Annotated in this window: 18 protein-coding genes; 2 read left to right on the top strand and 16 right to left on the bottom strand. The window is 62.9% G+C overall.

Going from position 1 to position 21388, the window contains the following annotated elements; all coding sequences use genetic code 11:
- Positions 1-12: 12 nt before the first annotated feature.
- The 12 genes from PFEN_RS23390 to leuC form a co-directional block, all read right to left on the bottom strand.
- Positions 13-666, bottom strand: coding sequence for an SPOR domain-containing protein (locus tag PFEN_RS23390; protein WP_191489031.1), 654 nt, complete (start codon positions 664-666; stop codon positions 13-15).
- On the bottom strand, positions 650-1957 hold the full coding sequence (gene folC, locus PFEN_RS23385) for a bifunctional tetrahydrofolate synthase/dihydrofolate synthase (protein ID WP_191489030.1): 1308 nt from the start codon (positions 1955-1957) through the stop codon (positions 650-652). Before folC ends, PFEN_RS23390 begins: the two co-directional genes overlap by 17 nt.
- A complete protein-coding gene (accD, locus tag PFEN_RS23380; RefSeq protein ID WP_191489029.1) occupies positions 1954-2874 on the bottom strand; it encodes an acetyl-CoA carboxylase, carboxyltransferase subunit beta in 921 nt (306 codons plus the stop codon). The genes folC and accD overlap by 4 nt, the downstream gene beginning before the upstream one ends.
- Positions 2875-2968: 94 nt before the next feature.
- Positions 2969-3601 (bottom strand): phosphoribosylanthranilate isomerase, encoded by a 633-nt coding sequence (locus tag PFEN_RS23375; RefSeq protein WP_191489028.1) that lies wholly within the window; start codon positions 3599-3601, stop codon positions 2969-2971.
- Positions 3602-3666: 65 nt separating this feature from the next.
- Positions 3667-4491 (bottom strand): tRNA pseudouridine(38-40) synthase TruA, encoded by an 825-nt coding sequence (truA, locus tag PFEN_RS23370; RefSeq protein ID WP_191489068.1) that lies wholly within the window; start codon positions 4489-4491, stop codon positions 3667-3669.
- 219 nt (positions 4492-4710) lie between these two features.
- Complete coding sequence (locus PFEN_RS23365) at positions 4711-7278, bottom strand: FimV family protein (RefSeq protein ID WP_191489027.1); 2568 nt, start codon at positions 7276-7278, stop codon at positions 4711-4713.
- A gap of 208 nt (positions 7279-7486) precedes the next feature.
- The gene (locus PFEN_RS23360) at positions 7487-8485 is read right to left on the bottom strand and encodes an aspartate-semialdehyde dehydrogenase (RefSeq protein ID WP_191489026.1); all 999 of its coding nucleotides are present in this window, start codon (positions 8483-8485) and stop codon (positions 7487-7489) included.
- 296 nt (positions 8486-8781) lie between these two features.
- Positions 8782-9894: an aspartate-semialdehyde dehydrogenase gene (asd, locus tag PFEN_RS23355; protein WP_191489025.1), complete on the bottom strand. Its 1113-nt coding sequence runs from the start codon at positions 9892-9894 to the stop codon at positions 8782-8784.
- Between the two features lie 68 nt (positions 9895-9962).
- Positions 9963-11045 carry a 3-isopropylmalate dehydrogenase gene (gene leuB / locus PFEN_RS23350; RefSeq protein WP_191489024.1) on the bottom strand — a complete coding sequence of 361 codons (1083 nt, stop codon included), beginning with the start codon at positions 11043-11045 and terminating at the stop codon, positions 9963-9965.
- A 56-nt stretch (positions 11046-11101) separates the two neighbouring features.
- Positions 11102-11866 (bottom strand): class I SAM-dependent methyltransferase, encoded by a 765-nt coding sequence (locus tag PFEN_RS23345; RefSeq protein WP_191489023.1) that lies wholly within the window; start codon positions 11864-11866, stop codon positions 11102-11104.
- 162 nt (positions 11867-12028) lie between these two features.
- Positions 12029-12673, bottom strand: a complete 645-nt coding sequence (gene leuD / locus PFEN_RS23340) for a 3-isopropylmalate dehydratase small subunit (protein ID WP_191489022.1) — start codon at positions 12671-12673, stop codon at positions 12029-12031.
- A gap of 10 nt (positions 12674-12683) precedes the next feature.
- Entirely contained in the window at positions 12684-14102 is a 1419-nt protein-coding gene (gene leuC / locus PFEN_RS23335; protein WP_191489021.1) for a 3-isopropylmalate dehydratase large subunit, read from the bottom strand.
- A 153-nt stretch (positions 14103-14255) separates the two neighbouring features.
- Between leuC and PFEN_RS23330 the strand changes: the two genes are divergently transcribed.
- Both PFEN_RS23330 and PFEN_RS23325 read left to right on the top strand, forming a co-directional pair.
- Positions 14256-15146 carry a LysR family transcriptional regulator gene (locus PFEN_RS23330; protein ID WP_191489020.1) on the top strand — a complete coding sequence of 297 codons (891 nt, stop codon included), beginning with the start codon at positions 14256-14258 and terminating at the stop codon, positions 15144-15146.
- A 69-nt stretch (positions 15147-15215) separates the two neighbouring features.
- A complete protein-coding gene (locus PFEN_RS23325; protein ID WP_191489019.1) occupies positions 15216-18521 on the top strand; it encodes an EAL domain-containing protein in 3306 nt (1101 codons plus the stop codon).
- A gap of 86 nt (positions 18522-18607) precedes the next feature.
- On the opposite strand, the gene PFEN_RS23320 is transcribed toward PFEN_RS23325, so the two are convergent.
- From PFEN_RS23320 to PFEN_RS23305, 4 genes are all read right to left on the bottom strand, one after another.
- Positions 18608-19057: an Hsp20 family protein gene (locus PFEN_RS23320; protein WP_191489018.1), complete on the bottom strand. Its 450-nt coding sequence runs from the start codon at positions 19055-19057 to the stop codon at positions 18608-18610.
- 111 nt (positions 19058-19168) lie between these two features.
- The gene (locus PFEN_RS23315; protein ID WP_191489017.1) at positions 19169-20128 is read right to left on the bottom strand and encodes a tRNA dihydrouridine synthase; all 960 of its coding nucleotides are present in this window, start codon (positions 20126-20128) and stop codon (positions 19169-19171) included.
- Between the two features lie 92 nt (positions 20129-20220).
- Positions 20221-20655: an acyl-CoA thioesterase gene (locus tag PFEN_RS23310; protein ID WP_191489016.1), complete on the bottom strand. Its 435-nt coding sequence runs from the start codon at positions 20653-20655 to the stop codon at positions 20221-20223.
- 50 nt (positions 20656-20705) lie between these two features.
- On the bottom strand, positions 20706-21245 hold the full coding sequence (locus PFEN_RS23305) for a TetR/AcrR family transcriptional regulator (protein WP_191489015.1): 540 nt from the start codon (positions 21243-21245) through the stop codon (positions 20706-20708).
- Positions 21246-21388 lie beyond the last annotated feature (143 nt).

Here is a 21388-nt window from a genome sequence, read left to right as displayed (position 1 = left end):
AAAGCCGCGTGCTTAACCGCGTTCTGGCTGGAAACGCACGACAAAACCCTTCAGATTCTGCTGACGACCCAGCAGGTCACGCAGCCGATCGGCCTCGGCACGCTCGATCAGTGGGCCGACAAATACCCGGTTCTTGCCATCGGCGGTACGAATATAGGCGTTGTAACCCTGGCTGCGCAGGGTCTTTTGCAGACTTTCGGCGCTGTCGCGACTGGACAGGCTGGCCAGTTGCACCGACCAACTGATCGGCAAGCCGTTGGGATCCACGCGATTTTGCGTGGTATCGAGCTTGGACGGTACTACCGCGACCACCTGGGCCGGGGTTTGCGTCGGCGCGGCGGCAGGCTTGGCGGCCGGCGCGGGCTTGACCGCCGCAGCCGGCTTGGCCGCGGGTGCCGCCGCCGGTGCGACAGGCACCGGGGTATCAGTGATCTCGTCATCACTTGGAACCGGCTCCTGGGGCAGCGATTGCGGCTCGGGAACGGGCACCGCTTCGACCTTGACCTGCGGCAACGCCGCAGCCTGGGGCGGCGTCGGCGCATCGACACGCACCTGGCGCTGCTCATCCTGACGGGAAAACAGCATCGGCAGGAAAATCACCGCCAGCGCCACCAGCACCAGCGCACCGACCATCCGTTGCTTGTAGGTTTTATCCAGCATTGCCATTGGCAGCCTCCTCCGTGGCGCGCCGGGTCAGCCACTCCAGCGCCTCGGCAACACAAAAAAACGATCCGAACAGCAGAATCTCGTCATCCGCCGTGGCCTGGGCGCACTGCCCTTCCAACGCCGCGACGACACTGTCATACACATTCACCCGTGCTCCAAGCGCCGTCAAGGCAACCTGCAGATCGGCGGCGGGACGACTGCGCGGCGTCTGCAACGGAGTGACCGCCCAATGCTGAATATGTCGCTGGAGGGGCGCAACCACACCCTCGAGATCCTTGTCCGACAACAGCCCGAATACCGCCAGGCGCCGCCCCTTCAAGGGGCTGTGCGCCAAGCGTTCGGCCAGATAGTCGGCGGCATGGGGATTGTGCCCGACATCCAGCATCAGACTGAGCGACTTGCCTTGCCAGGTCAGTTTGCGCCGATCCAGTCGACCGACGATACGGGTAGCTTGCAACGCCTGGGCAATACGCTCCGGCTGCCATGGCAGGTCCATCAGCAGGTAGGCCTGTAGCGCCAGGGCGGCGTTTTCCATGGGCAGGTCAAGCAGCGGCAGATCGTGCAGTTCGACCACCCGGCCCTGACGGTCGACACCACGCCACTGCCAGTTCATCTCGGTGATGCCGAGATCAAAGTCCCGACCGCGCAGGAAGAACGGACACCCCAACGCGCGAGCCTTGTCCAGCAGCGGTTGTGGCGGGTTCAGGTCGCCACACAGGGCCGGTTTGCCCTGGCGGAAGATCCCGGCCTTTTCGAACGCAACCGACTCACGGGTATTACCCAGGTACTCGGCATGATCCACTCCGACACTGGTCACCAGGGCAAGGTCGGCATCCACCACATTGACCGTGTCCAGGCGACCGCCCAGACCGACTTCCAGCACCACGACATCCAGGCCCGCGCGCTCGAACAGCCAGAGCGCGGCCAGGGTGCCCATCTCGAAATAGGTCAGGGAAGTCTCGCCGCGCCCGGCATCGAGCGCGACGAAGGCTGCGCACAGCTGCGCGTCCGTCGCCTCGACACCATTGATCTGCACGCGCTCGTTGTAGCGCAGCAGGTGCGGCGAGCTATAGACGCCGACCTTGAGCCCCTGCGCTTGCAGCAACGCGGCAACAAAGGCACAGGTCGAGCCCTTGCCGTTGGTGCCGGTCACGGTCACTACCCGGGGCGCCGGCTTGCCCAGCCCCATGCGGTTCGCTACCTCTTGCGAGCGCTCCAGCCCCATGTCGATGGCCGATGGGTGCAATTGCTCCAGGTAGGCGAGCCACTCGCCCAGGGTACGTTCGGTCATAGGCTTGCAGGCACCGGCGGGACGATGATCGGTTCAACCGGGATGGCGAGGTATTCGGGTGTCGGCAGGCCCATCATCTGCGCCAGCAGGTTACCCAGGCGTGGCCGCAGCTCCTGGCGGGCGATGATCATGTCGATGGCGCCGTGTTCCAGCAGGAATTCGCTGCGCTGGAAGCCTTCAGGCAGTTTCTCGCGCACGGTCTGCTCGATCACCCGCGGGCCGGCAAAGCCGATCAGCGCCTTGGGTTCGCCGACGATCACATCGCCGAGCATCGCCAGGCTGGCGGAAACGCCACCGTAGACCGGGTCGGTCAGTACCGAGATGAACGGCAGGCCTTCTTCACGCAAACGCGCCAGCACCGCCGAGGTCTTGGCCATCTGCATCAGGGAAATCAGCGCTTCCTGCATCCGCGCGCCACCGGAAGCGGAGAAGCAGATCATCGGGCAACGGTTTTCCAGGGCGTAGTTGGCGGCACGCACGAAGCGCTCGCCGACGATGGCCCCCATGGAACCGCCCATGAACGAAAATTCGAACGCGGACACCACCACCGGCATGCCCAGCAGGGTACCGCTCATGGACACCAGCGCATCTTTTTCACCGGTCTGCTTCTGGGCCGCGGTCAGGCGGTCCTTGTACTTCTTGCCGTCGCGGAACTTCAGACGATCCACCGGCTCCAGGTCGGCGCCCAGCTCGACGCGGCCTTCGGCATCCAGGAAGATATCGATACGGGCACGGGCACCAATGCGCATGTGATGGTTGCACTTGGGGCAGACGTCCAGGGTCTTTTCCAGCTCCGGACGATAGAGCACCGCATCGCACGATGGGCACTTGTGCCACAGACCTTCAGGCACCGAGCTTTTCTTCACCTCGGAACGCATGATCGAAGGGATCAGTTTGTCTACCAACCAGTTGCTCATGCTTTCTTTCTCCAATTCGTTTTCGGCCCGTCGGACAACCGGGCCCGCCTGTTTTCTGCGGCGGTATGCATGGACGGCGGCAGGCTGCCAGCCGTCACATTGGCGCTCGGCAGCCGCGTACGGCCCGCATGAACGCCTCGATCTTTGTACGATCCTTGATGCCCTTGGCCTGCTCCACCCCGCCACTGACATCCACGGCATAGGGCTTGACCCGGGCAATGGCCTCGGCCACGTTGTCGGCGGTCAGGCCGCCGGCCAGGATGATCGGCTTGCTCAGGCCCCGCGGTACCAGAGACCAGTCAAACATGGCGCCGGTTCCCCCGGGGACACCTTCCACATAGGTATCGAGGAGGATGCCACTGGCACTCGGGTAAGCCTTGCAGGCCGCGGCGATATCGTCACCGGCCTTGACCCGCAACGCCTTGATGTATGGACGGTGGTACCCCTCGCATTGCTCGCGGGTTTCATCGCCATGGAACTGCAACAGGTCCAGCGGCACCGCATCGAGAATTTCCCCCAGCTCGCAGCGACTGGCATTGACGAACAGGCCAACGGTGGTCACGAACGGCGGCAAGGCGGCGATAATCGTCCGCGCCTGCTGGAACGTCACCGCCCGCGGGCTTTTGGCATAGAACACAAAGCCAATGGCATCGGCCCCGGCTTCGACGGCGGCCAACGCATCTTCAATGCGGGTAATCCCGCAAATTTTGCTGCGAACGGCAGACATGTCGTAAAAAACCCCAAGTGTTTTTCCGAGAAAGTCCCGGATGGTAGCAAATGCTTTTCCGGGCGTCAGCCGTCAAGTTCCGAGAAACCCGTGAGAAAATGCGGCCCGATGTAGCGTTCCGGCAGCGCGAACTCGTCGCGGTACTCCACCTGCACCAGATACAGGCCGAACGGATGCGCGGTGACGCCGCCGGTACGGCGGATCCGACTCTCCAGGACTTCCCTGGCCCACTCCACCGGTCGTTCGCCGGCACCGATGGTCATCAGCACCCCGGCGATATTGCGCACCATGTGATGCAGGAAGGCCCCGGCACGGATATCGATGACGATCATCTTGCCGTGGCGGCTGACCCGCAGGTGATGCACTTGCTTGATCGGCGACTTGGCCTGGCACTGGCCGGCACGGAAAGCGCTGAAGTCATGGGTGCCGATCAGATGACCGGCGGCCTCGGCCATGCGCTCCACGTCCAGCGGGCGATGGTTCCAGGTGATTTCTTCGTTGAGGTGGGCCGGGCGGATCTGGTCGTTGTAGATCACGTAGCGGTAACGCCGGGCGATGGCCTTGAAGCGCGCATGGAAATGCGCCGGCATCACCTGCGCCCAACTGACGCTGACGTCATGGGGCAGGTTGATATTGGCGCCCATGACCCAGGCCTTCAGCGAGCGCTCGGCGCGGGTATCGAAGTGCACCACCTGGCCACAGGCATGCACGCCGGCATCGGTGCGTCCAGCGCACATCAGGGAAACCGGCGAATCCGCCACTTTCGACAGTGCCTCTTCCAGGGTCTGTTGCACCGTCGGCACACCGGATGCCTGACGCTGCCAGCCGCGATAGCGGGAACCCTTGTACTCAACGCCGAGGGCGATCCGGAAAAAGCCGTCGGCCGCCATTTCGGCGGCCGGGTTATCTATATTTGCCAAGAACTCACAGCCTGCTGGTTTGCGCAAAGGCGGGCATTATAAGGCCAGCCGCCACAGACGCCATGCGCGCGGGACTTTTAGTTCGCCCACGGACGGATATTGTGTGGTTTGCCGTGCCAATGCATGAATACGCGAGCCCCATGAACGACAACGGCAGCCCTCGGGCTGCCGTTGTCGTTGAAACATCGATCAGGCCAGACGCTTGAGCATTTCCCGCGCTTCGTTCTTCTGCGCCTCGCTGCCTTCGTTCAGCACCTCGGCGAGAATATCCCGCGCCCCATCGCTATCGTCCATGTCCATATAGGCCTGAGCCAGGTCAAGCTTGGTGGCCGCCTCATCGGTCCCCGACAGGAAGTCGAACGACTCGTCTTCGGGCAACGCGTCGGCCGCCAGGCTCGGCGTCGCGAGCGGCGGTTGCTCCAGGCTTTGGGACAGACGATCCAGCTCGGCGTTGACATCATCCAGCTCGTCGGTGAACGCATTGGGCCCGGTAGGCGCCGCCAGATCGTCCGCCAGGGACAGGTCGAAATCCGCCGGCAGATCCAGGTCATCCAGATCATCCAGGCCGCCAGCCGCCAGGGTCGGCACCTCGGCGTCGGAATCCTTCAGGTCTTCGGTCAGGCTCAGCAGGAAGTCCTCGTCCGCCGAAGTGGACAGCGGCGCCTCCCCACCCAGGTCCAGGTCGAAATCCGCCAGGTCGTCCAGGGCCGGTTTCGCCGGTTTTTGCTGCTCCAGGACCGACTCGAAACTCAGGTCGTCATCCAGCTGCAAGTCATCCAGATCCACCGCGGCCGGCGCAACCAGCGTCGGCGAGGCCGCCTCGAGATCATCCAGGCTCAGATCGAAATCGTTATCGAAGAGATCATCCGCCGCCGCGGGCGCCTGCGGCGCAACCGGGGCAGGCGCTGGAGCTGGAGCCGGCGGTTCGTCGGCCAACAACTCCTTGACGTAATCCTCACTCAGTTCGGCCGCCACGGCCGCCGCCCCCAGTCCCGCCACCGCGGCAACGGCGATCATCGACGGAAAGCGGCTTTTGAGCTGCTCGACCTCGGCCTGATGCTGGCCGGCCGGCAATTGCAGCTCCTGGGCGATGAACGCATCGCGATCGCCCTGCTGGCCGTAGACCTCCATCAGCTTCAGGCGCAGGTCGGTACGCTGCGGCTCGAACTTCACCGCCTCTTCCAGCACACCGGCCGCCTGGTTCAGGTGACCACGCTGGATATGCAGGTTAGCCTGGTCCAGAACATCGACAGGACGCTCAGCGGCCGGGACCGGGGCCGGAGCGGGTGCCAGCTTTACGCTGGGCGGAGGGACCTCCAGGCCCTCGAAACTGCTTTCAGGCAGATCAAGCTCTTCCGAAAAGCCGCTTTCCTCCGACAACGCCCGAGCCATGCGCTGGTGCTTTTCCGCTTCCTGCTTGGCCTTGCGGCGACGCGCCAGGAGCAGCAGGAGCAGGAGGAACACCAGCACCACGGAACCGGCCAGCAAGCCCATCAGAATCGGGCTGGACAGCAGGTCGTCGAGCTTGCGCTCCTGCGGCACGCTGGTATCCGGCTGGATCGGTGTTTCAACCGCCGCCGGTTTGACCACCTCCGCCACCGGAGCAACAGGGGCTGGCGCGACTTCCGGTTTCGCCGCCAACTGCGCGGACATGGCATTGGCCGGCTGCCCGGCCGCCGGCGTGGCGTTCGAGCCTTCGGCCTGCAACTTGGCCAACTGGTCGTTCTTCAACTGAATCAGGCGCTGCAACTTGTCCAACTGGCTTTGCAGGTCTTCCATCCGGCTTTTCAGCTCGGCATTGTCACGCCGGGTGGTGTCCAGGCTTTCCTGGGTCACTGCCAGCTTGTTGTTCAACGCCTTGCTGTCACCGACGGCGCCCTTGCCGCGTTTCTTGCCGGATTCGGCGGACACCAGGCTCAGGTTGTCCTTGCCGGCGACCGTGGCCGGCGCGCCTTCGGTCCCCTTGTGCCGAGTGGCATCGATCTGTTGCTTGCCGCCATGCACCGAGCGCCGCCCCGAACGCCAGGCGGCATTCTGCGCCGCCACTTCGGCGATGGCCTTGGGCTGCGCCAATGCGCGGCTTTCCACGCGGTCGGGCAAACGCAACACCTGGCCGGTCTTCAGGCGGTTGATGTTGCCATCAAGGAACGCCCCCGGGTTCAATGCCTGGATCGCCAGCATGGTCTGCTGTACGGAAGCGCCATTACGCTCCTTCAAGGCGATGTCCCACAGGGTATCGTTGGGGCTGGTGGTGTATTGCTTGGCCTTGGTCGGCGCGGTCAGCGCCGCGACAGGCGCGGCGGGAGCAGTCGCGGCAGCGGCGGCAGGCTTGGCGGCGGCAGCGGCCGCCGGGGTGTATTTCGAGGGATCGAGCAGCACGCTGTAGTCGCGCATCAGTCGGCCGTTCGGCCACTGCACCTGTACCAGGAAGCGCACATAAGCTTCGGACAACGGCTTGCTCGAGGTGACACGCACCACGCTGCGCCCGCTGGGGTTGATCACCGGCGTGAAGGTCAGGTCGCTGAGGAAATCCTGGCGACTGACCCCGGCGTCAGCGAAGGCCTGGGGTGAAGCCAGGCTCGGGACGATGTCCGAGGCGCTCAGGCCGCTGACATCCTGCAATTCGATTTCCGCCAGCAACGGCTGGTTCAGAGTTGACTTGAGGGTCACTTCCCCCAGCCCAAGCGCGTGTGCCATACCGGAAGACAGCGCCGAAGCGGCCGCTATTGCTAACACCAGTTTGCGAACTTGAACCATAGCCTCTTCCTTTGTTTGTGCATTCCTCGGCTAGCGAGAAGGTGGTGTCGCCTGCCTTGCGGCAGTGTGCGCGCCCTTGAAAACATCGCCGCAGCGCGCGGTTTCAGCCGACGCCCTTGCAAATGCCCGAGGACAGGTTCACCTCCAGCAACCAGCCTGAGCATAGCGTCAGGCTAGAATCATTCTGCAAATTGCCGCCAAGTATCTTTTACAGCAGGTCTTTTATCAACAGCTCTGCCAGTTGCACAGCGTTCAATGCCGCCCCCTTGCGTACATTATCGACTGTCAGCCACAGATTCAGTTCGCACGGATCGTCCACACCACCGCGTACCCGTCCGACATAAACCACATCCTGACCCACGGCGTCACCCACCGCCGTCGGGTAGTCGCCGGCTTCCACCAGCTCGACTCCCGGCGCTGTTTCCAGCGTAGCGTTGACGGCGGCCAGATCAACCGCGGCAGCAGTTTGCAAAGAGACACTATAGCTATCGCCGAAAAACACCGGGGCTTGAATGCAAGTCACTGAAATTTTTAACAAAGGTGCCGCAAGCAGCTCGCGAAGCTCACTGACCAGGCGTTTTTCCAGTGAAACATGCCCTTGAGCGTCCGCCTTACCGACCTGGGCCAGCAGATTGAAGGCCATCTGCCGATCGAAAAAACGCGGTTCCAGCGGACGGACATTCAATAACTCCGCCGTTTGTCGGGCCAATTCAGTCACCGCCTCGCGGCCCTGGCTCGATACCGCCAGGCAAGCGGTCAGATTGACCCGCTGGATATCCAGGCCCCTGAGCGGCGCCAGAACCACCGCCAACGCCGTGGCGGCGGCGCTCGGACTGCTGACCTGCGCTGGTTTGCCCAGGGTTGCCAACACCTGGGGATTGGCCTCCGGCACGACCTGGGGCGCGGGCAAGGCGCCAGACAAGTCGATCACCGTGCAACCCGCCGCCGTGGCCCGAGGGGCAAAGCTGACGGTCACCGCAGGGCCAGCGGCAAAGAACACCAGCTGGACTTTGCCGAAGTCGAATTCGTCGACTTCGCGCACCCGCACGTTCTTGCCCCGGAACGGCACCGAGTGCCCGGCCGACTCGCTGCTGGCCAGCAGGTGCAGGTTGGCTACCGGGAAATCACGCTCTTCGAGGATCTGCACCAGGGTCTCGCCGACGGTGCCGGTGGCGCCGATCACGGCAATATCAAAGGACTGGCTCATGGGATGACCTCAGTAGAAACGGGGGGAGCGGCACTTTACCCGTGACTGAACGGTCAGGCAATTGAATGCCCGCAGGTCACCCCTTGTGGCGAGTGGGCTTGCCCGCGCTGGGGCGCGAAGCAACCCTAAAACCTGTGATTGCGTTCCGCCTGACACAATGAAGTTGCTGATTTCAGGGGCGCTTCGCGCCCCAGCGCGGGCAAGCCCACTCGCCACAAGGGGTTGCGCCAACCGAGACCCGCCAATAAAAAACCCGCGATTCTGACGAGACGCGGGTTTTTCAACGCATCAGCGGATCAACGCTCGAGCAGGATACGCAGCATGCGCCGCAGCGGCTCGGCCGCGCCCCAGAGCAACTGGTCGCCCACGGTGAAGGCGCCCAGGAACTGCGACCCCATGTTCAGCTTGCGCAGACGGCCCACCGGGACATTCAGCGTGCCGGTGACCTTGGTCGGACTCAGTTCCTGCATACTGATCTCACGTTGATTCGGCACCAGCTTGACCCAGGGGTTGTGCTGGCTGATCAGCCCTTCGATATCGGCGATCGGCACGTCCTTGTTCAGCTTGATGGTCAGCGCCTGGCTGTGGCAACGCATGGCGCCGATGCGCACGCAGATACCGTCCACCGGGATCGGGCTCTTGAAGCGACCGAGAATCTTGTTGGTCTCGGCCTGGGCCTTCCACTCTTCGCGGCTCTGGCCGTTCGGCAGTTCCTTGTCGATCCATGGGATCAGGCTGCCGGCCAGCGGCACCCCGAAGTTCTCGGTCGGGTAGGCATCGCTGCGCATGGCCTCGGCCACCTTGCGGTCGATGTCGAGGATGGCGCTGGCCGGGTTGGCCAGCTCATCGGCGACCGCGGCGTGGGTCGCCCCCATCTGCTTGATCAGTTCACGCATGTTCTGCGCGCCGGCGCCAGACGCCGCCTGGTAGGTCATGGCGCTCATCCATTCCACCAGGCCGGCCTCGAACAGGCCGCCCAGGCCCATCAGCATCAGGCTGACGGTGCAGTTGCCGCCGATGTAGTTCTTGGTGCCGGCGTCCAGTTGCTGGTCGATGACCTTGCGGTTCACCGGATCGAGGACAATCACCGCATCGTCCTGCATGCGCAGGCTCGACGCCGCGTCGATCCAGTAACCCTGCCAGCCGGCTTCGCGCAGCTTGGGAAAAACCTCGCTGGTGTAGTCGCCGCCCTGGCAGGTCAGGATCACGTCGAGGGTCTTGAGCTCTTCAATGCTGTAGGCATCCTTCAGCGGAGCAATATCCTTGCCCACGGACGGACCTTGGCCACCGACATTGGAGGTGGTGAAGAACACCGGCTCAATCAGGTCGAAGTCCTGCTCTTCCAGCATCCGCTGCATGAGCACGGAACCGACCATACCGCGCCAACCGATCAGACCTACACGTTTCATCGCAACTACACCTTTTACAAAAGTGGGTCACCGCTTCCGGGGATGAAGGAGGCGGTGGGCCCGAGAGATTACAGATTCCGCAGCGCGGCGACTACTGCGTCGCCCATTTCCTGCGTACCGACTTTAGTGCAACCGGCCGACCAGATGTCGCCGGTGCGCAAGCCCTGGTCCAGCACGCGGCTGACCGCGGTCTCGATCGCCTGCGCCGCTTCGTGCAGGTTGAAGCTGTAGCGCAGCATCATCGACACCGACAGGATGGTCGCCAGCGGGTTGGCGATGCCCTGCCCGGCGATGTCCGGCGCGGAGCCGTGGCATGGCTCGTACATGCCCTTGTTGTGGGCATCCAGGGACGCCGACGGCAACATGCCGATGGAGCCGGTGAGCATCGACGCTTCGTCGGACAGAATATCGCCGAACATGTTGTCGGTGACAATCACGTCGAATTGCTTGGGCGCGCGTACCAGTTGCATGGCGGCGTTGTCGACGTACATGTGGCTCAGTTCGATGTCCGGGTAATCCAGGGCAACCTGTTCCACCACTTCGCGCCACAGTTGGCTGGAGGCCAGGACGTTGGCCTTGTCCACCGAGCAAAGCTTCTTGCCGCGTACCCGCGCCATGTCGAAGCCGACCCGGGCAATGCGGCGGATCTCGCTTTCGCTGTACGGCAGGGTGTCGTAGGACTGGCGCTCGCCGTTATCCAGCTCGCGGGTGCCGCGTGGCGCGCCGAAGTAGATACCGCCGGTCAGTTCGCGGACGATCAGGATATCCAGACCCGAGACGATTTCCGGCTTCAGGCTGGAAGCGTCGGCCAGTTGCGGGTAGAGAATCGCCGGACGCAGGTTGCCGAACAGGCCCAGTTGCGCGCGAATCTTCAGCAGGCCGCGCTCAGGGCGGATATCCCGCTCGATCTTGTCCCACTTCGGCCCGCCGACGGCGCCCAGCAACACGGCATCGGCGGCGCGGGCGCGGTCCAGGGTCTCGTCGGCCAGGGGCACGCCGTGCTTGTCGATGGCGGCGCCACCGATCACGTCGTGGCTCAGCTCGAAACCGAGGCCGTACCTGGCGTTGGCCAGTTCCAGCACCTTGACCGCTTCGGCCATGATTTCCGGACCGATACCGTCACCTGGGAGAATCAGAATCTGCTTGCTCATGCTTTCCTCATGTCATCTGTCGGCGTGCCGGTGGTCGCGGGCATGCCGGAAAAAGTCTATCGCTCGGCCCACAGCACCAGTACATCGGTACTGAACGAACCATCGGCCTCAATCTCGAAATATTCTCGCACTTCCGCGCCCATCGCCTGCTGCAAATCGCGAATGGCCACCCGCAGCGGCTGCGGGGTACGCATGCGCTCGACCCAGGAGCCGAACTCCAGGCGCAGGCGCTGACGCTGGGTACTGCGCACATGCAGCCCGGCCTCGCTGACCTGGCGCAGCCACTCGCCCGCCGAATAGTCACGGACATGGCTGGTATCGCGCAGCACTTCGACACTTTGCAGGTAGGTGTCGAACAGCGGACTGCCGGGGGACATGACGTCGATGAACGCCGCCACGCCACCGGGCTTGAGTACCCGCCGCACTTCCCGCAAGGCCTGGCCCAGATCGCTCCAATGATGCGCCGAGTAGCGGCTGAAGACGAAATCGAACTCGGCATCGGCGAACGGCAGGTTCTCGGCCGCGCCGCACACCGTGGTGATATTGTTCAGGCCGCGCTCGGTAGCGGCGGCGGCGACCACGTCGAGCATCTGCTGCGAGAGGTCGTAGGCGGCCACTTTCCTGACCAGCGGGGCAACATTGAAGCTGACGTGACCGGCACCACAACCCAGGTCCAGGACCCGGGCATCGGAGCGTCCGGCCAGTTCGGCCTGGAGCACGGCGAATTCGGCGCCCTGGGCGTGCACGGCGCTGCTCAGGTAAGCGCTGGCTTGTTCGCCGAATTGTTTTTGAACAACTGCGGTGTGGGCGTTGCCGGTCATGGGGTTTTCCTTTTACCGAGAGTTCTGTATCGCCGATTCGGTCGTCTTCGCGGGCAAGCTCCGCTGCCACAGGTTTTGTGTCGTAACGACTCGAGCACTGTGGGAGCGGAGCTTGTCGGGGCGCCGCATCGCCGTGAAGAGGCCAGCCCTGCCTACCTCAAATCAAGCGTCGCGAAACAACCACGGCTGGCTGGCCCGGTGCTTGGCTTCGAACGCCGCAATCGCCTCGCCATCCTGCAAGGTCAGGCCGATATCGTCCAGGCCGTTGAGCAGGCAGTGCTTGCGGAACGCATCGACCTCGAAGTGGTAGACCTTGCCATCGGGACGGGTCACGGTCTGGGCTTGCAGATCGACCGTCAACTGGTAACCCGGCGTCGCCTCGACCTGCTGGAACAGCTCATCGACTTCGCTGTCGCTGAGGATGATCGGCAACAGGCCGTTCTTGAAGCTGTTGTTGAAGAAGATATCGGCGTAGCTCGGCGCGATAATGCTGCGGAAACCGTACTCCTCCAGGGCCCACGGCGCGTGCTCGCGACTCGAGCCGCAACCGAAGTTCTCCCGGGCGAGCAACACGCTGGCCCCCTGGTAGCGCTCGGCGTTCAACACGAAATCCTTGTTCAACGGCCGCTTGGAGTTGTCCTGGTAGGCATAGCCGACATCCAGGTAGCGCCACTCGTCGAACAGGTTGGGACCGAAGCCGGTGCGCTTGATCGACTTCAGGAACTGCTTGGGAATGATCTGGTCGGTGTCGACGTTGGCACGATCCAGAGGCGCGACAAGACCGGTGTGCTGGGTAAAGGCTTTCATGCTGCGCTCCTCAGATCAATTCACGAACGTCGACAAAACGACCGCTCACGGCGGCGGCGGCGGCCATGGCCGGGCTCACCAGGTGCGTACGACCACCGGCACCCTGGCGTCCTTCGAAGTTACGGTTGGACGTCGAGGCGCAGTGCTCGCCGCTCTCCAGGCGATCCGGGTTCATCGCCAGGCACATCGAGCAACCCGGCTCGCGCCATTCGAAACCGGCTTCGAGGAAGATTTTATCCAGGCCCTCGGCTTCGGCCTGGGCCTTCACCAGGCCCGAACCCGGCACGACAATCGCCTGCTTGATGGTCGAGGCGACCTTGCGCCCCTTGGCGATCACCGCCGCAGCGCGCAGATCCTCGATCCGCGAGTTGGTGCAGGAACCGATAAAGACGCGGTCCAACTGGATGTCGGTGATCGCCTGGTTGGCGGTCAGGCCCATGTACTTCAAGGCGCGCTCGATGGAGCCACGCTTGACCAGGTCGGTCTCGCGGGCCGGGTCCGGCACGTTCTGGTCAACCGCCAGGACCATTTCCGGCGAAGTGCCCCAGCTGACCTGCGGCTTGATCTGCGCGGCATCCAGCTCGACCACGGTGTCGAACACCGCGTCGGCATCGGACACCAGGTCTTTCCAGGCTTCGACGGCCAGGTCCCACTCCGCGCCTTTCGGCGCGAAAGGACGGCCCTTGACATAGGCCACGGTCTTTTCATCGGCTGCCACCAGGCCCACGCGGGCACCGGCTTCGATCGACATGTTGCAGATGGTCATGCGGCCTTCGACCGACAGGTCGCGAATCGCGCTACCGGCGAACTCGATGGCATGGCCGTTGCCGCCAGCGGTACCGATCTTGCCGATCACGGCCAGGACGATGTCCTTGGCGGTCACGCCAAACGGCAATTGGCCCTCGACCCGTACCAGCATGTTCTTCATCTTCTTGGCCACCAGGCATTGGGTGGCGAACACGTGCTCGACCTCGGAGGTACCGATACCGTGGGCCAGGGCACCGAAGGCGCCATGGGTCGAGGTATGGGAGTCGCCGCAGACCACGGTCATGCCCGGCAAGGTCGCGCCCTGCTCCGGGCCGATCACATGGACGATACCTTGACGCACATCATTCATCTTGAATTCGGTAATGCCATATTCATCGCAGTAATCGTCGAGGGTCTGCACCTGCAAACGCGACACCTGGTCGACAATCGCCTCGATCCCGCCCTTGCGCTCCGGGGTGGTCGGTACGTTGTGATCCGGGGTGGCGATGATCGAATCGACACGCCAGGGTTTGCGCCCGGCCAGGCGCAGGCCTTCGAAAGCCTGGGGCGAAGTCACTTCATGGATGATATGACGGTCGATATAAATCAGCGACGAACCGTCGTCGCGCCGTTTCACTTCATGAGAATCCCAGAGCTTGTCGTAAAGCGTTTTGCCGGCCATCAGACGTTTCCTCATCAACTTGTTTCTATGCCCCGGTTTATTGACGACTGTTCTCAATAACCCTTTGGCTTGTGAGGTCGATGCTATGGGGTTAGAGTGAATAACTCAAATTCATATTTTTTATGCTTTGGATAACCATCTGGAATACAGAACATGGACCTGGCCAACCTCAATGCCTTTATCGCCATCGCCGAGACCGGTAGTTTTTCCGGCGCCGGGGAGCGCCTGCACCTGACACAGCCGGCGATCAGCAAACGCATCGCCGGTCTTGAGCAGCAACTCAATGTCCGCCTGTTCGATCGCCTGGGCCGCGAAATCGGCCTGACCGAGGCCGGTCGGGCCCTGCTGCCGCGCGCCTACCAGATTCTCAACGTGCTGGACGACACCCGCCGGGCGCTGACCAACCTCACCGGCGAAGTGAGTGGCCGACTGACCCTGGCCACCAGCCATCACATCGGCCTGCATCGCCTGCCGCCGCTGTTGCGCGCCTTTACCCGGCGCTATCCGCAGGTGGCGCTGGATATCCAGTTCCTCGATTCGGAAGTCGCCTACGAGGAAATCCTCCACGGGCGCGCCGAGCTGGCGGTGATCACCCTGGCACCGGAGCCCCATGGACTGGTGCGCGCCGTGCCGGTCTGGGACGACCCGCTGGATTTCGTCGTCGCCCCTGAACATCCGCTGGTCAACCACGGTCCGGTCAGCCTCAAGGACATCGCCCATCACCCGGCGGTGTTCCCCGGCGGCAATACCTTTACCCACCATATCGTCCAGCGCCTGTTCGAAGCCCAGGGCCTGGCACCGAACATCGCCATGAGCACCAACTACCTGGAAACCATCAAGATGATGGTCTCCATTGGCCTGGCCTGGAGCGTCCTGCCACGCACGATGCTCGATGACCAAGTGGCGCGCATTCCTTTGCCGGGCATACAACTGACTCGCCAGCTAGGCTATATCCTACATACCGAACGGACACTGTCGAATGCCGCGCGGGCTTTCATGGCTTTACTGGATGCACAGAGCGATACAGCGAGATTGACGGCATAAACCAAGCCTGCTTTATTCCAACCAGCTTTTTGCGGCAAAACGATCCTTTCATCCCAAGGACTGCTGTAAATGCCCAAGCACGCCAGTCGTATTCCACCCCTGCCACGCATTCACGCACTCGACCCCCACGAGTCGGAACAGAGCTGGGAAAGCGCCTCGCAACTGCTTGCCGCCCTCAATGGCGCGCGCCTCGGGGCCTGGTGCTGGGATATTGAAAGTGGCCAGGTCAGCTGGTCCCGTGGCACCCAGGCGCTGTTCGGCTTCGATCCCCACCAGCCACTGCCCAAGGACATCGATTACCTGGACCTGCTGCCGATTGAAGACCGCGCGCGCACCTTGCGGGCCTTTCACGCGGTACTGAACGGCGAACCCGTCGAACAGGCCATGCATCACCGCATCCGCTGGCCCGACGGCAGCCTGCACTGGCTGAAAATCAATGGCAGCCTGTTGCCAGACAAAAATGGCAAGCCACGGATGATCGGCGTCATCCGTGAAATCACCCACCAGCGCCAGCGCGAACACGCCCTCAGCAGTTCGGAAAAACGCTTCGCCACCCTGTTTCACCTGTCCCCCAACATGGTCCTGCTGACCCGCGAGGAGGATGGCCTGATCAGCGAGGCCAACCAGTGCTTCGAAAGTCTGTTCGGTTGGCCGGTCCTCCAGGCCATCGGGCGCACCACCCTGGAACTGGACCTCTGGGTAGAGCCAGAGGAGCGCAGGCGCCTGATCGACGCGCTGGGACCCAGGGGGGAGTCGGTCACCCAGGAGGTGCGGCTGCGAGCCAGCAACGGACAGATCCACGCTGGCATCCTCAGCGCCCAGCGGGTCGAGCTGGAAGGCCAGGCCTATCTGCTGAGCACCTTTCTCGACACCACCGAGCGCAAAAATGCCGAGTTGGCCCTCAAGGACAGCCAGGAGCGTCTTGACCTGGCCCTGGACTCGGCGCAACTGGGTACCTGGGACTGGCACATCCCCAGCGGCATGCTCTACGGTTCGGCACGGGCCGCGCAGTTGCATGGCCTGGAGCCGCAGCCATTCCATGAGTCCTTCGATGCTTTTTTCGACGGTGTCCCGCCTTCCGAGCGCGAAAACATGCGCCACGCCTACCGCAGCCTGCGCGAAGGCCCGGAAGGCAACTATCAGTTGACCTACCGGGTCCAGCTGGAAAACGGCACCTCGCGCTACCTGGAAAGCCGCGCCCGCCTCTACCGCGACGAGCAAGGCAATCCCTTGCGCATGGCCGGCACCCTGCTGGACATCAGCGATCAGGTGGAACGCGAACAGCGCCTGATCGCCTCGGAAGAGAAATTCGCCAGCCTGTTCCAGGCCAGTCCCGATCCCATCTGCGTGACACGCCAAGAAACCGGGCAGCTCATTGAAATCAACCCGGCCTTCACCCAGGTGTTCGGCTGGAGCATCGACGAAGTGCGCAATCGCAGCGCCGAGCAGATCGGCCTGTGGGACGATTCGACCAAACGCTTGCAACGGATTCAACAGGTCATCCGTGACCAGGCCCTGAACAATGTGGCGGTGATCGTGCACCACAAGCGCGGCCATGCCCTGACCTGCGTGATCAACAGCCGGCAGATCGTGGTCGAGGAGCAGCCCTGCATCGTCACCACCTTGCGCGACATCACCCAGCAACAGCGCGCCGAGGCAGCGCTCAAGGCCAGCGAGGAGAAATTCGCCAAGGCGTTCCACTCCAGTCCCGACGCCATTACCATCACCGAGCTCGAAAGCGGCCGCTATCTGGAGGTCAATGACGGTTTCTGCCGGTTGACCGGCTACACCAGCGGCGAAGTCATCGGTCGCACGATCTTTGAAATCGGCGTCTGGGCCGACCACACACAGCGCAACGCACTGCTGGCGGAATTGAAGGAAAAGGGCCGCGTCCCGCACCGCGACATGCTTGGGCGCAACAAACGCGGCGATGTGCTCACCGTCGAAGTGTCGGTCGAGCCGATCATTCTCAATGAAACCGCCTGCCTGCTGCTCACCGCCCGGGACATCAGCCTGCTGAAGAACGCCCAGGCGCAGATCCGTCACCTGGCCTATCACGACCCGCTGACCAACCTGCCCAACCGCGCCCTGCTGATGGACCGTCTGAGCCAGCAAATCGCCCTGCTCAAGCGCCACAACTTGCGCGGCGCCTTGCTGTTCCTCGACCTGGACCACTTCAAGCACATCAATGACTCCCTCGGCCACCCGGTGGGCGACACCGTGCTCAAGGTGGTGACGGCTCGTCTGGAGGCCAGCGTGCGCACCGAGGACACCGTGGCACGCCTGGGCGGCGACGAGTTCGTGGTGCTGCTCAGCGGCCTGGAGGGCTCACGCAGCGAGGTCACGCACAAAGTCCGCGAACTGGCGGACACCATTCGCGAGCTGCTGGCCGAACCCATGTTCCTCGACGGCCAGCGTCTACAAGTGACGCCCAGCATCGGCGTGGCGCTGATTCCCGACCACGGCACGACCCCCGCCGACCTGCTCAAACGCGCCGATATCGCGCTGTATCGAGCCAAGGACTCAGGGCGCAACATCACCCAACTGTTCCACAGCACCATGCAAAAGGCCGCCAGCGAGCGCCTGCGCATGGAAAATGACCTGCGCCAGGCGCTGTCCCGGGGTGAATTCAGCGTGCATTTCCAGCCCCAGGTGGATGCCCGCGACAACAGCATCATCGGTGCCGAAGCCCTGGTGCGCTGGCACCATCCGGAACTCGGCGCGCAATCGCCGAACGAGTTCATCAAGGTCCTGGAAGACAGCGGACTGATCCTTGAGGTCGGCACCTGGATCCTCGACCATGCCTGCGAGGCCTTTGGCAAACTGCTGCGCGACGGCCTGATCAGCCACGCCTTCAGCCTGTGCGTGAATATCAGCCCGCGGCAGTTCCGCCAGATCGACTTCGTCGAGCGGGTGGAGCGCACACTGATTCAGCACAACGTCCCGTCCTCGATGCTGAAACTGGAAATCACCGAAGGCATTGTGATCCAGAACCTGGAGGACACCATCAACAAGATGCGGCGCCTGAACAAGCTCGGGGTCAGTTTCGCCATGGACGATTTCGGCACCGGCTATTCGTCGCTGACCTACCTCAAGCGCCTGCCGGTGGATGCCTTGAAAATCGACCAATCCTTCGTCCGCGATGCGACCCACGACCCCAACGATGCGGAAATCATCCGCGCCATTGTCGCCATGGCCCGCAGCCTGGGGCTGACGGTGATCGCCGAGGGGGTGGAGTCGCCGGAGCAACTGATGTTCCTCGAGGGACTGGGTTGCCACCTGTACCAGGGTTACCTGCACAGTCGGCCGTTGCCTTTGGAGGAGTTCAAAATGCTCCTGAAGTCCCCTGGCCCCGAGCACGCCATCGACCCGTAGGAGCGGTCGGTGGCGCATATGAGTTCTGCACACGACATCAACAAAGAACCCCGCCGAGGCGGGGTTCTTTTCTAGCAGGCTAGTGCTTAGTGCTGCAGCGCCGGCTGTTGCCCGGCATTAATCGCAATGCGCTTTGGCTTGGCCTCTTCCGGGACGACCCGCAGCAGGTCGATATTCAACAGACCGTTGCTCAGGCCCGCGGCCTTGACCTCGATATGGTCAGCCAGGCGGAAGGACAGCTTGAAGGCACGCTGGGCAATGCCCTGGTGCAGGTAGCTGACGTTCTCGGCCTTGGTTTCGCGCTTGCCGCCACTGACGGTCAGCACGCCTTTCTCAACCTGCAGTTCCAGGTCTTCTTCCTGGAAACCGGCGGCGGCCACGACGATGCGATACTGATCGTCGCCATGCTTTTCAACATTGTAGGGTGGATAGCTGCTGCCCGGCTCATTACGCAGTGCGGTTTCGAATAGATCGTTGAAACGATCGAAGCCGACGGAAGAACGGAACAGCGGAGCCAGCGAAAATGCGGTAGTCATGTCAATCTCCTGAAATTCAGCGAGTGGTTAAGTCCGCGACCCGAATTCGGCATCGCGTACTCCCTAGATAGGAACTCGCCCAGGCATTTCAAGAGATCGTCGTGAATTTTTTCAGGCGGCTTCGGGCAACGGTACATTCAACAGACGTCCAACCGTCGCGCAATCAGTCTCGCGGCGCATGATGCCGAACAGCGCCACGGCTTCGGGATAATTACGCGTCAACATCGCCAGCCACTGCTTCAAGCGACCAGGGGCCTGGCGTGGCGTAAGCTGCGCCAGCGCTTGCACCCAGAAGTCGCGGAGCAACGGTTGCAACTCGGCCCAGGTCATCGCCACCACCTCTTCGCCGGCCCTGGCCGCCGCGATCTGCCGGGCCAGGTCCGGGCGCGATACCAGGCCACGACCCAGCATGATGTCCTCGGCGCCGCTGATCTCGCGACAGCGCCGCCAGTCCTCCACCGACCAGATATCGCCATTGGCGAACACCGGCACCTTGACCACCTCCTGCACTCGCGCCACCCACTCCCAATGAGCCGGCGGCTTGTAGCCGTCGACCTTGGTCCGGGCATGCACGACGATCTGCGCCGCGCCGCCTTCGGCCAAGGCCGTGCCACAAACCAGCGCCCCATCCGGGCTGTCGAACCCCAGGCGCATCTTGGCCGTCACCGGGATATGCGCCGGCACCGCGCGGCGGACCTGTTCGACAATGGCATTGAGCAACTCAGGCTCCTTGAGCAACACCGCCCCGCCCCGGGACTTGTTCACGGTCTTGGCCGGGCAACCGAAATTCAGGTCGATGACCTGCGAACCGAGCTCGCAGGCCAGCGCCGCATTTTCCGCCAGGCACACCGGATCGGAGCCCAGCAGTTGCACCCGCAGCGGCACGCCGGCAGCCGTGCGGGCCTCGCTCAGCAGCTCCGGAGCGAACTTGTGGAAGTAGGCAGGCGTCAACAGGGAGTCATTGACCCGGATAAACTCGGTGACACACCAGTCAATACCACCGACACGGGTCAGCACATCACGCAGGATGTTGTCGACCAACCCCTCCATGGGTGCCAGGGCAATTTGCATGGGTACTCTCATAGAAAAAAACGGTCATCGAAAAAAGCGACCATCGGAAAAGTGCGGCAGTTTACGGGGTTGCGGACAAAACCGGTACGCCCTCAGACCGACTGCACGGCGGGCCCGTAACCGTCGAGAAATTCCGCCGGCATGCGCTTGGGCTTGCCGCTGGACAACTCGATACAGACAAAGGTGGTTTGCGCGCGCAACAGGGTCAGATTGTCACTGGGACGGACCAGTTGGAAACGCCGGGTCATTTTCAGGCGCTGGTCCCAGTCGACGATCCAGGTCGCCAACTGCAACTCGTCGCCTTCATAGGCGGCGGCCAGGTAGTCGATCTCATGACGGACCACCGCCATGGCCCGGTCCAGGCGCCGGTACTCGGCAAGGTCCAGGCCCAGGCGCTGCGAGTGACGCCAGGCACAACGCTCCAGCCAGGCGACATACACCGCATTGTTGGCATGCCCGAGGCCGTCGATATCCTCGTCGGCCACCTGCAAATCAAGGATGAAGGGTGTCGCCAGATCCCAGCTCATGTACCACTCCCGGTCGAATCAAAGACCGCGGCAGTGTAACGGAACATCCTTCAGATCACCGCCGTTTTGGCGGCACGCAGCAGTCGATCGGACAACTCGCCCGGCCCCAACGCCCGGGCCATGGCCAGTCCACCGATCATCAGGGCGATATCGGCCAGGGCCTTGTCAGTGTCCTCGGGACTGCCCGCCAGGTGCGCCACCATCAGTTCCACATGCTCGTTCAGCGCCTCGCGAAAACACTCCGGCAGGTTGCCCATCTCACCGACGATCGAGGGGATCGGGCACGCCTGCTGGACCGCGTCACGGTGTTTGCGCGACAGATAGAACGCCGCGAGCAGGGCACGCCGCTCCTCTCCCGGCAACTGACTGTCAACCTCGCTCATCCTGACCCGACGCTGGGCGAGCAATTGCTTGAACGCTTCCAGCATCAGCGCGTCCTTGCTCTCGAAGTGCGCGTAGAAACCACCCACGGTCAAACCGGCGGCGCTCATCACTTCACTGACACTCGGCTCGACCGGGCCGCGCTGGATCAGGGCGTTACTGGCAGCCTGCAGGATGCGCTCGCGGGTTTGCGCTTTCTTGTCGCTCATTGCTACCTCCAGACATTACAGTGAAATATTATTCGCATAATATTTTTCCGCAAGGTTTTATTTTGACCACTGGTCCGAGTCCCGGGTATGAAGGCATGGCTATCAAGGAATGGAAGGCAGGGGCAAAGGGCCAAACGCCAGAA

This window comes from Pseudomonas sp. FEN, from assembly GCF_904067045.1.
In the GTDB taxonomy this organism is placed as follows: Bacteria; Pseudomonadota; Gammaproteobacteria; order Pseudomonadales; family Pseudomonadaceae; genus Aquipseudomonas.
Note: the sequence above shows the minus strand (reverse complement) of the source record. Positions and strands in the feature narration are given on the sequence as shown.

Bases quoted from the DNA above. Each gene is read 5' to 3' on its own strand.
- PFEN_RS23390 (WP_191489031.1), bottom strand. From the start codon at position 666: ATGGCAATGCTGGATAAAACCTACAAGCAACGGATGGTCGGTGCGCTG.
- folC (WP_191489030.1), bottom strand. From the start codon at position 1,957: ATGACCGAACGTACCCTGGGCGAGTGGCTCGCCTACCTGGAGCAATTG.
- accD (WP_191489029.1), bottom strand. From the start codon at position 2,874: ATGAGCAACTGGTTGGTAGACAAACTGATCCCTTCGATCATGCGTTCC.
- PFEN_RS23375 (WP_191489028.1), bottom strand. From the start codon at position 3,601: ATGTCTGCCGTTCGCAGCAAAATTTGCGGGATTACCCGCATTGAAGAT.
- truA (WP_191489068.1), bottom strand. From the start codon at position 4,491: ATGGCGGCCGACGGCTTTTTCCGGATCGCCCTCGGCGTTGAGTACAAG.
- PFEN_RS23365 (WP_191489027.1), bottom strand. From the start codon at position 7,278: ATGGTTCAAGTTCGCAAACTGGTGTTAGCAATAGCGGCCGCTTCGGCG.
- PFEN_RS23360 (WP_191489026.1), bottom strand. From the start codon at position 8,485: ATGAGCCAGTCCTTTGATATTGCCGTGATCGGCGCCACCGGCACCGTC.
- asd (WP_191489025.1), bottom strand. From the start codon at position 9,894: ATGAAACGTGTAGGTCTGATCGGTTGGCGCGGTATGGTCGGTTCCGTG.
- leuB (WP_191489024.1), bottom strand. From the start codon at position 11,045: ATGAGCAAGCAGATTCTGATTCTCCCAGGTGACGGTATCGGTCCGGAA.
- PFEN_RS23345 (WP_191489023.1), bottom strand. From the start codon at position 11,866: ATGACCGGCAACGCCCACACCGCAGTTGTTCAAAAACAATTCGGCGAA.
- leuD (WP_191489022.1), bottom strand. From the start codon at position 12,673: ATGAAAGCCTTTACCCAGCACACCGGTCTTGTCGCGCCTCTGGATCGT.
- leuC (WP_191489021.1), bottom strand. From the start codon at position 14,102: ATGGCCGGCAAAACGCTTTACGACAAGCTCTGGGATTCTCATGAAGTG.
- PFEN_RS23330 (WP_191489020.1), top strand. From the start codon at position 14,256: ATGGACCTGGCCAACCTCAATGCCTTTATCGCCATCGCCGAGACCGGT.
- PFEN_RS23325 (WP_191489019.1), top strand. From the start codon at position 15,216: ATGCCCAAGCACGCCAGTCGTATTCCACCCCTGCCACGCATTCACGCA.
- PFEN_RS23320 (WP_191489018.1), bottom strand. From the start codon at position 19,057: ATGACTACCGCATTTTCGCTGGCTCCGCTGTTCCGTTCTTCCGTCGGC.
- PFEN_RS23315 (WP_191489017.1), bottom strand. From the start codon at position 20,128: ATGCAAATTGCCCTGGCACCCATGGAGGGGTTGGTCGACAACATCCTG.
- PFEN_RS23310 (WP_191489016.1), bottom strand. From the start codon at position 20,655: ATGAGCTGGGATCTGGCGACACCCTTCATCCTTGATTTGCAGGTGGCC.
- PFEN_RS23305 (WP_191489015.1), bottom strand. From the start codon at position 21,245: ATGAGCGACAAGAAAGCGCAAACCCGCGAGCGCATCCTGCAGGCTGCC.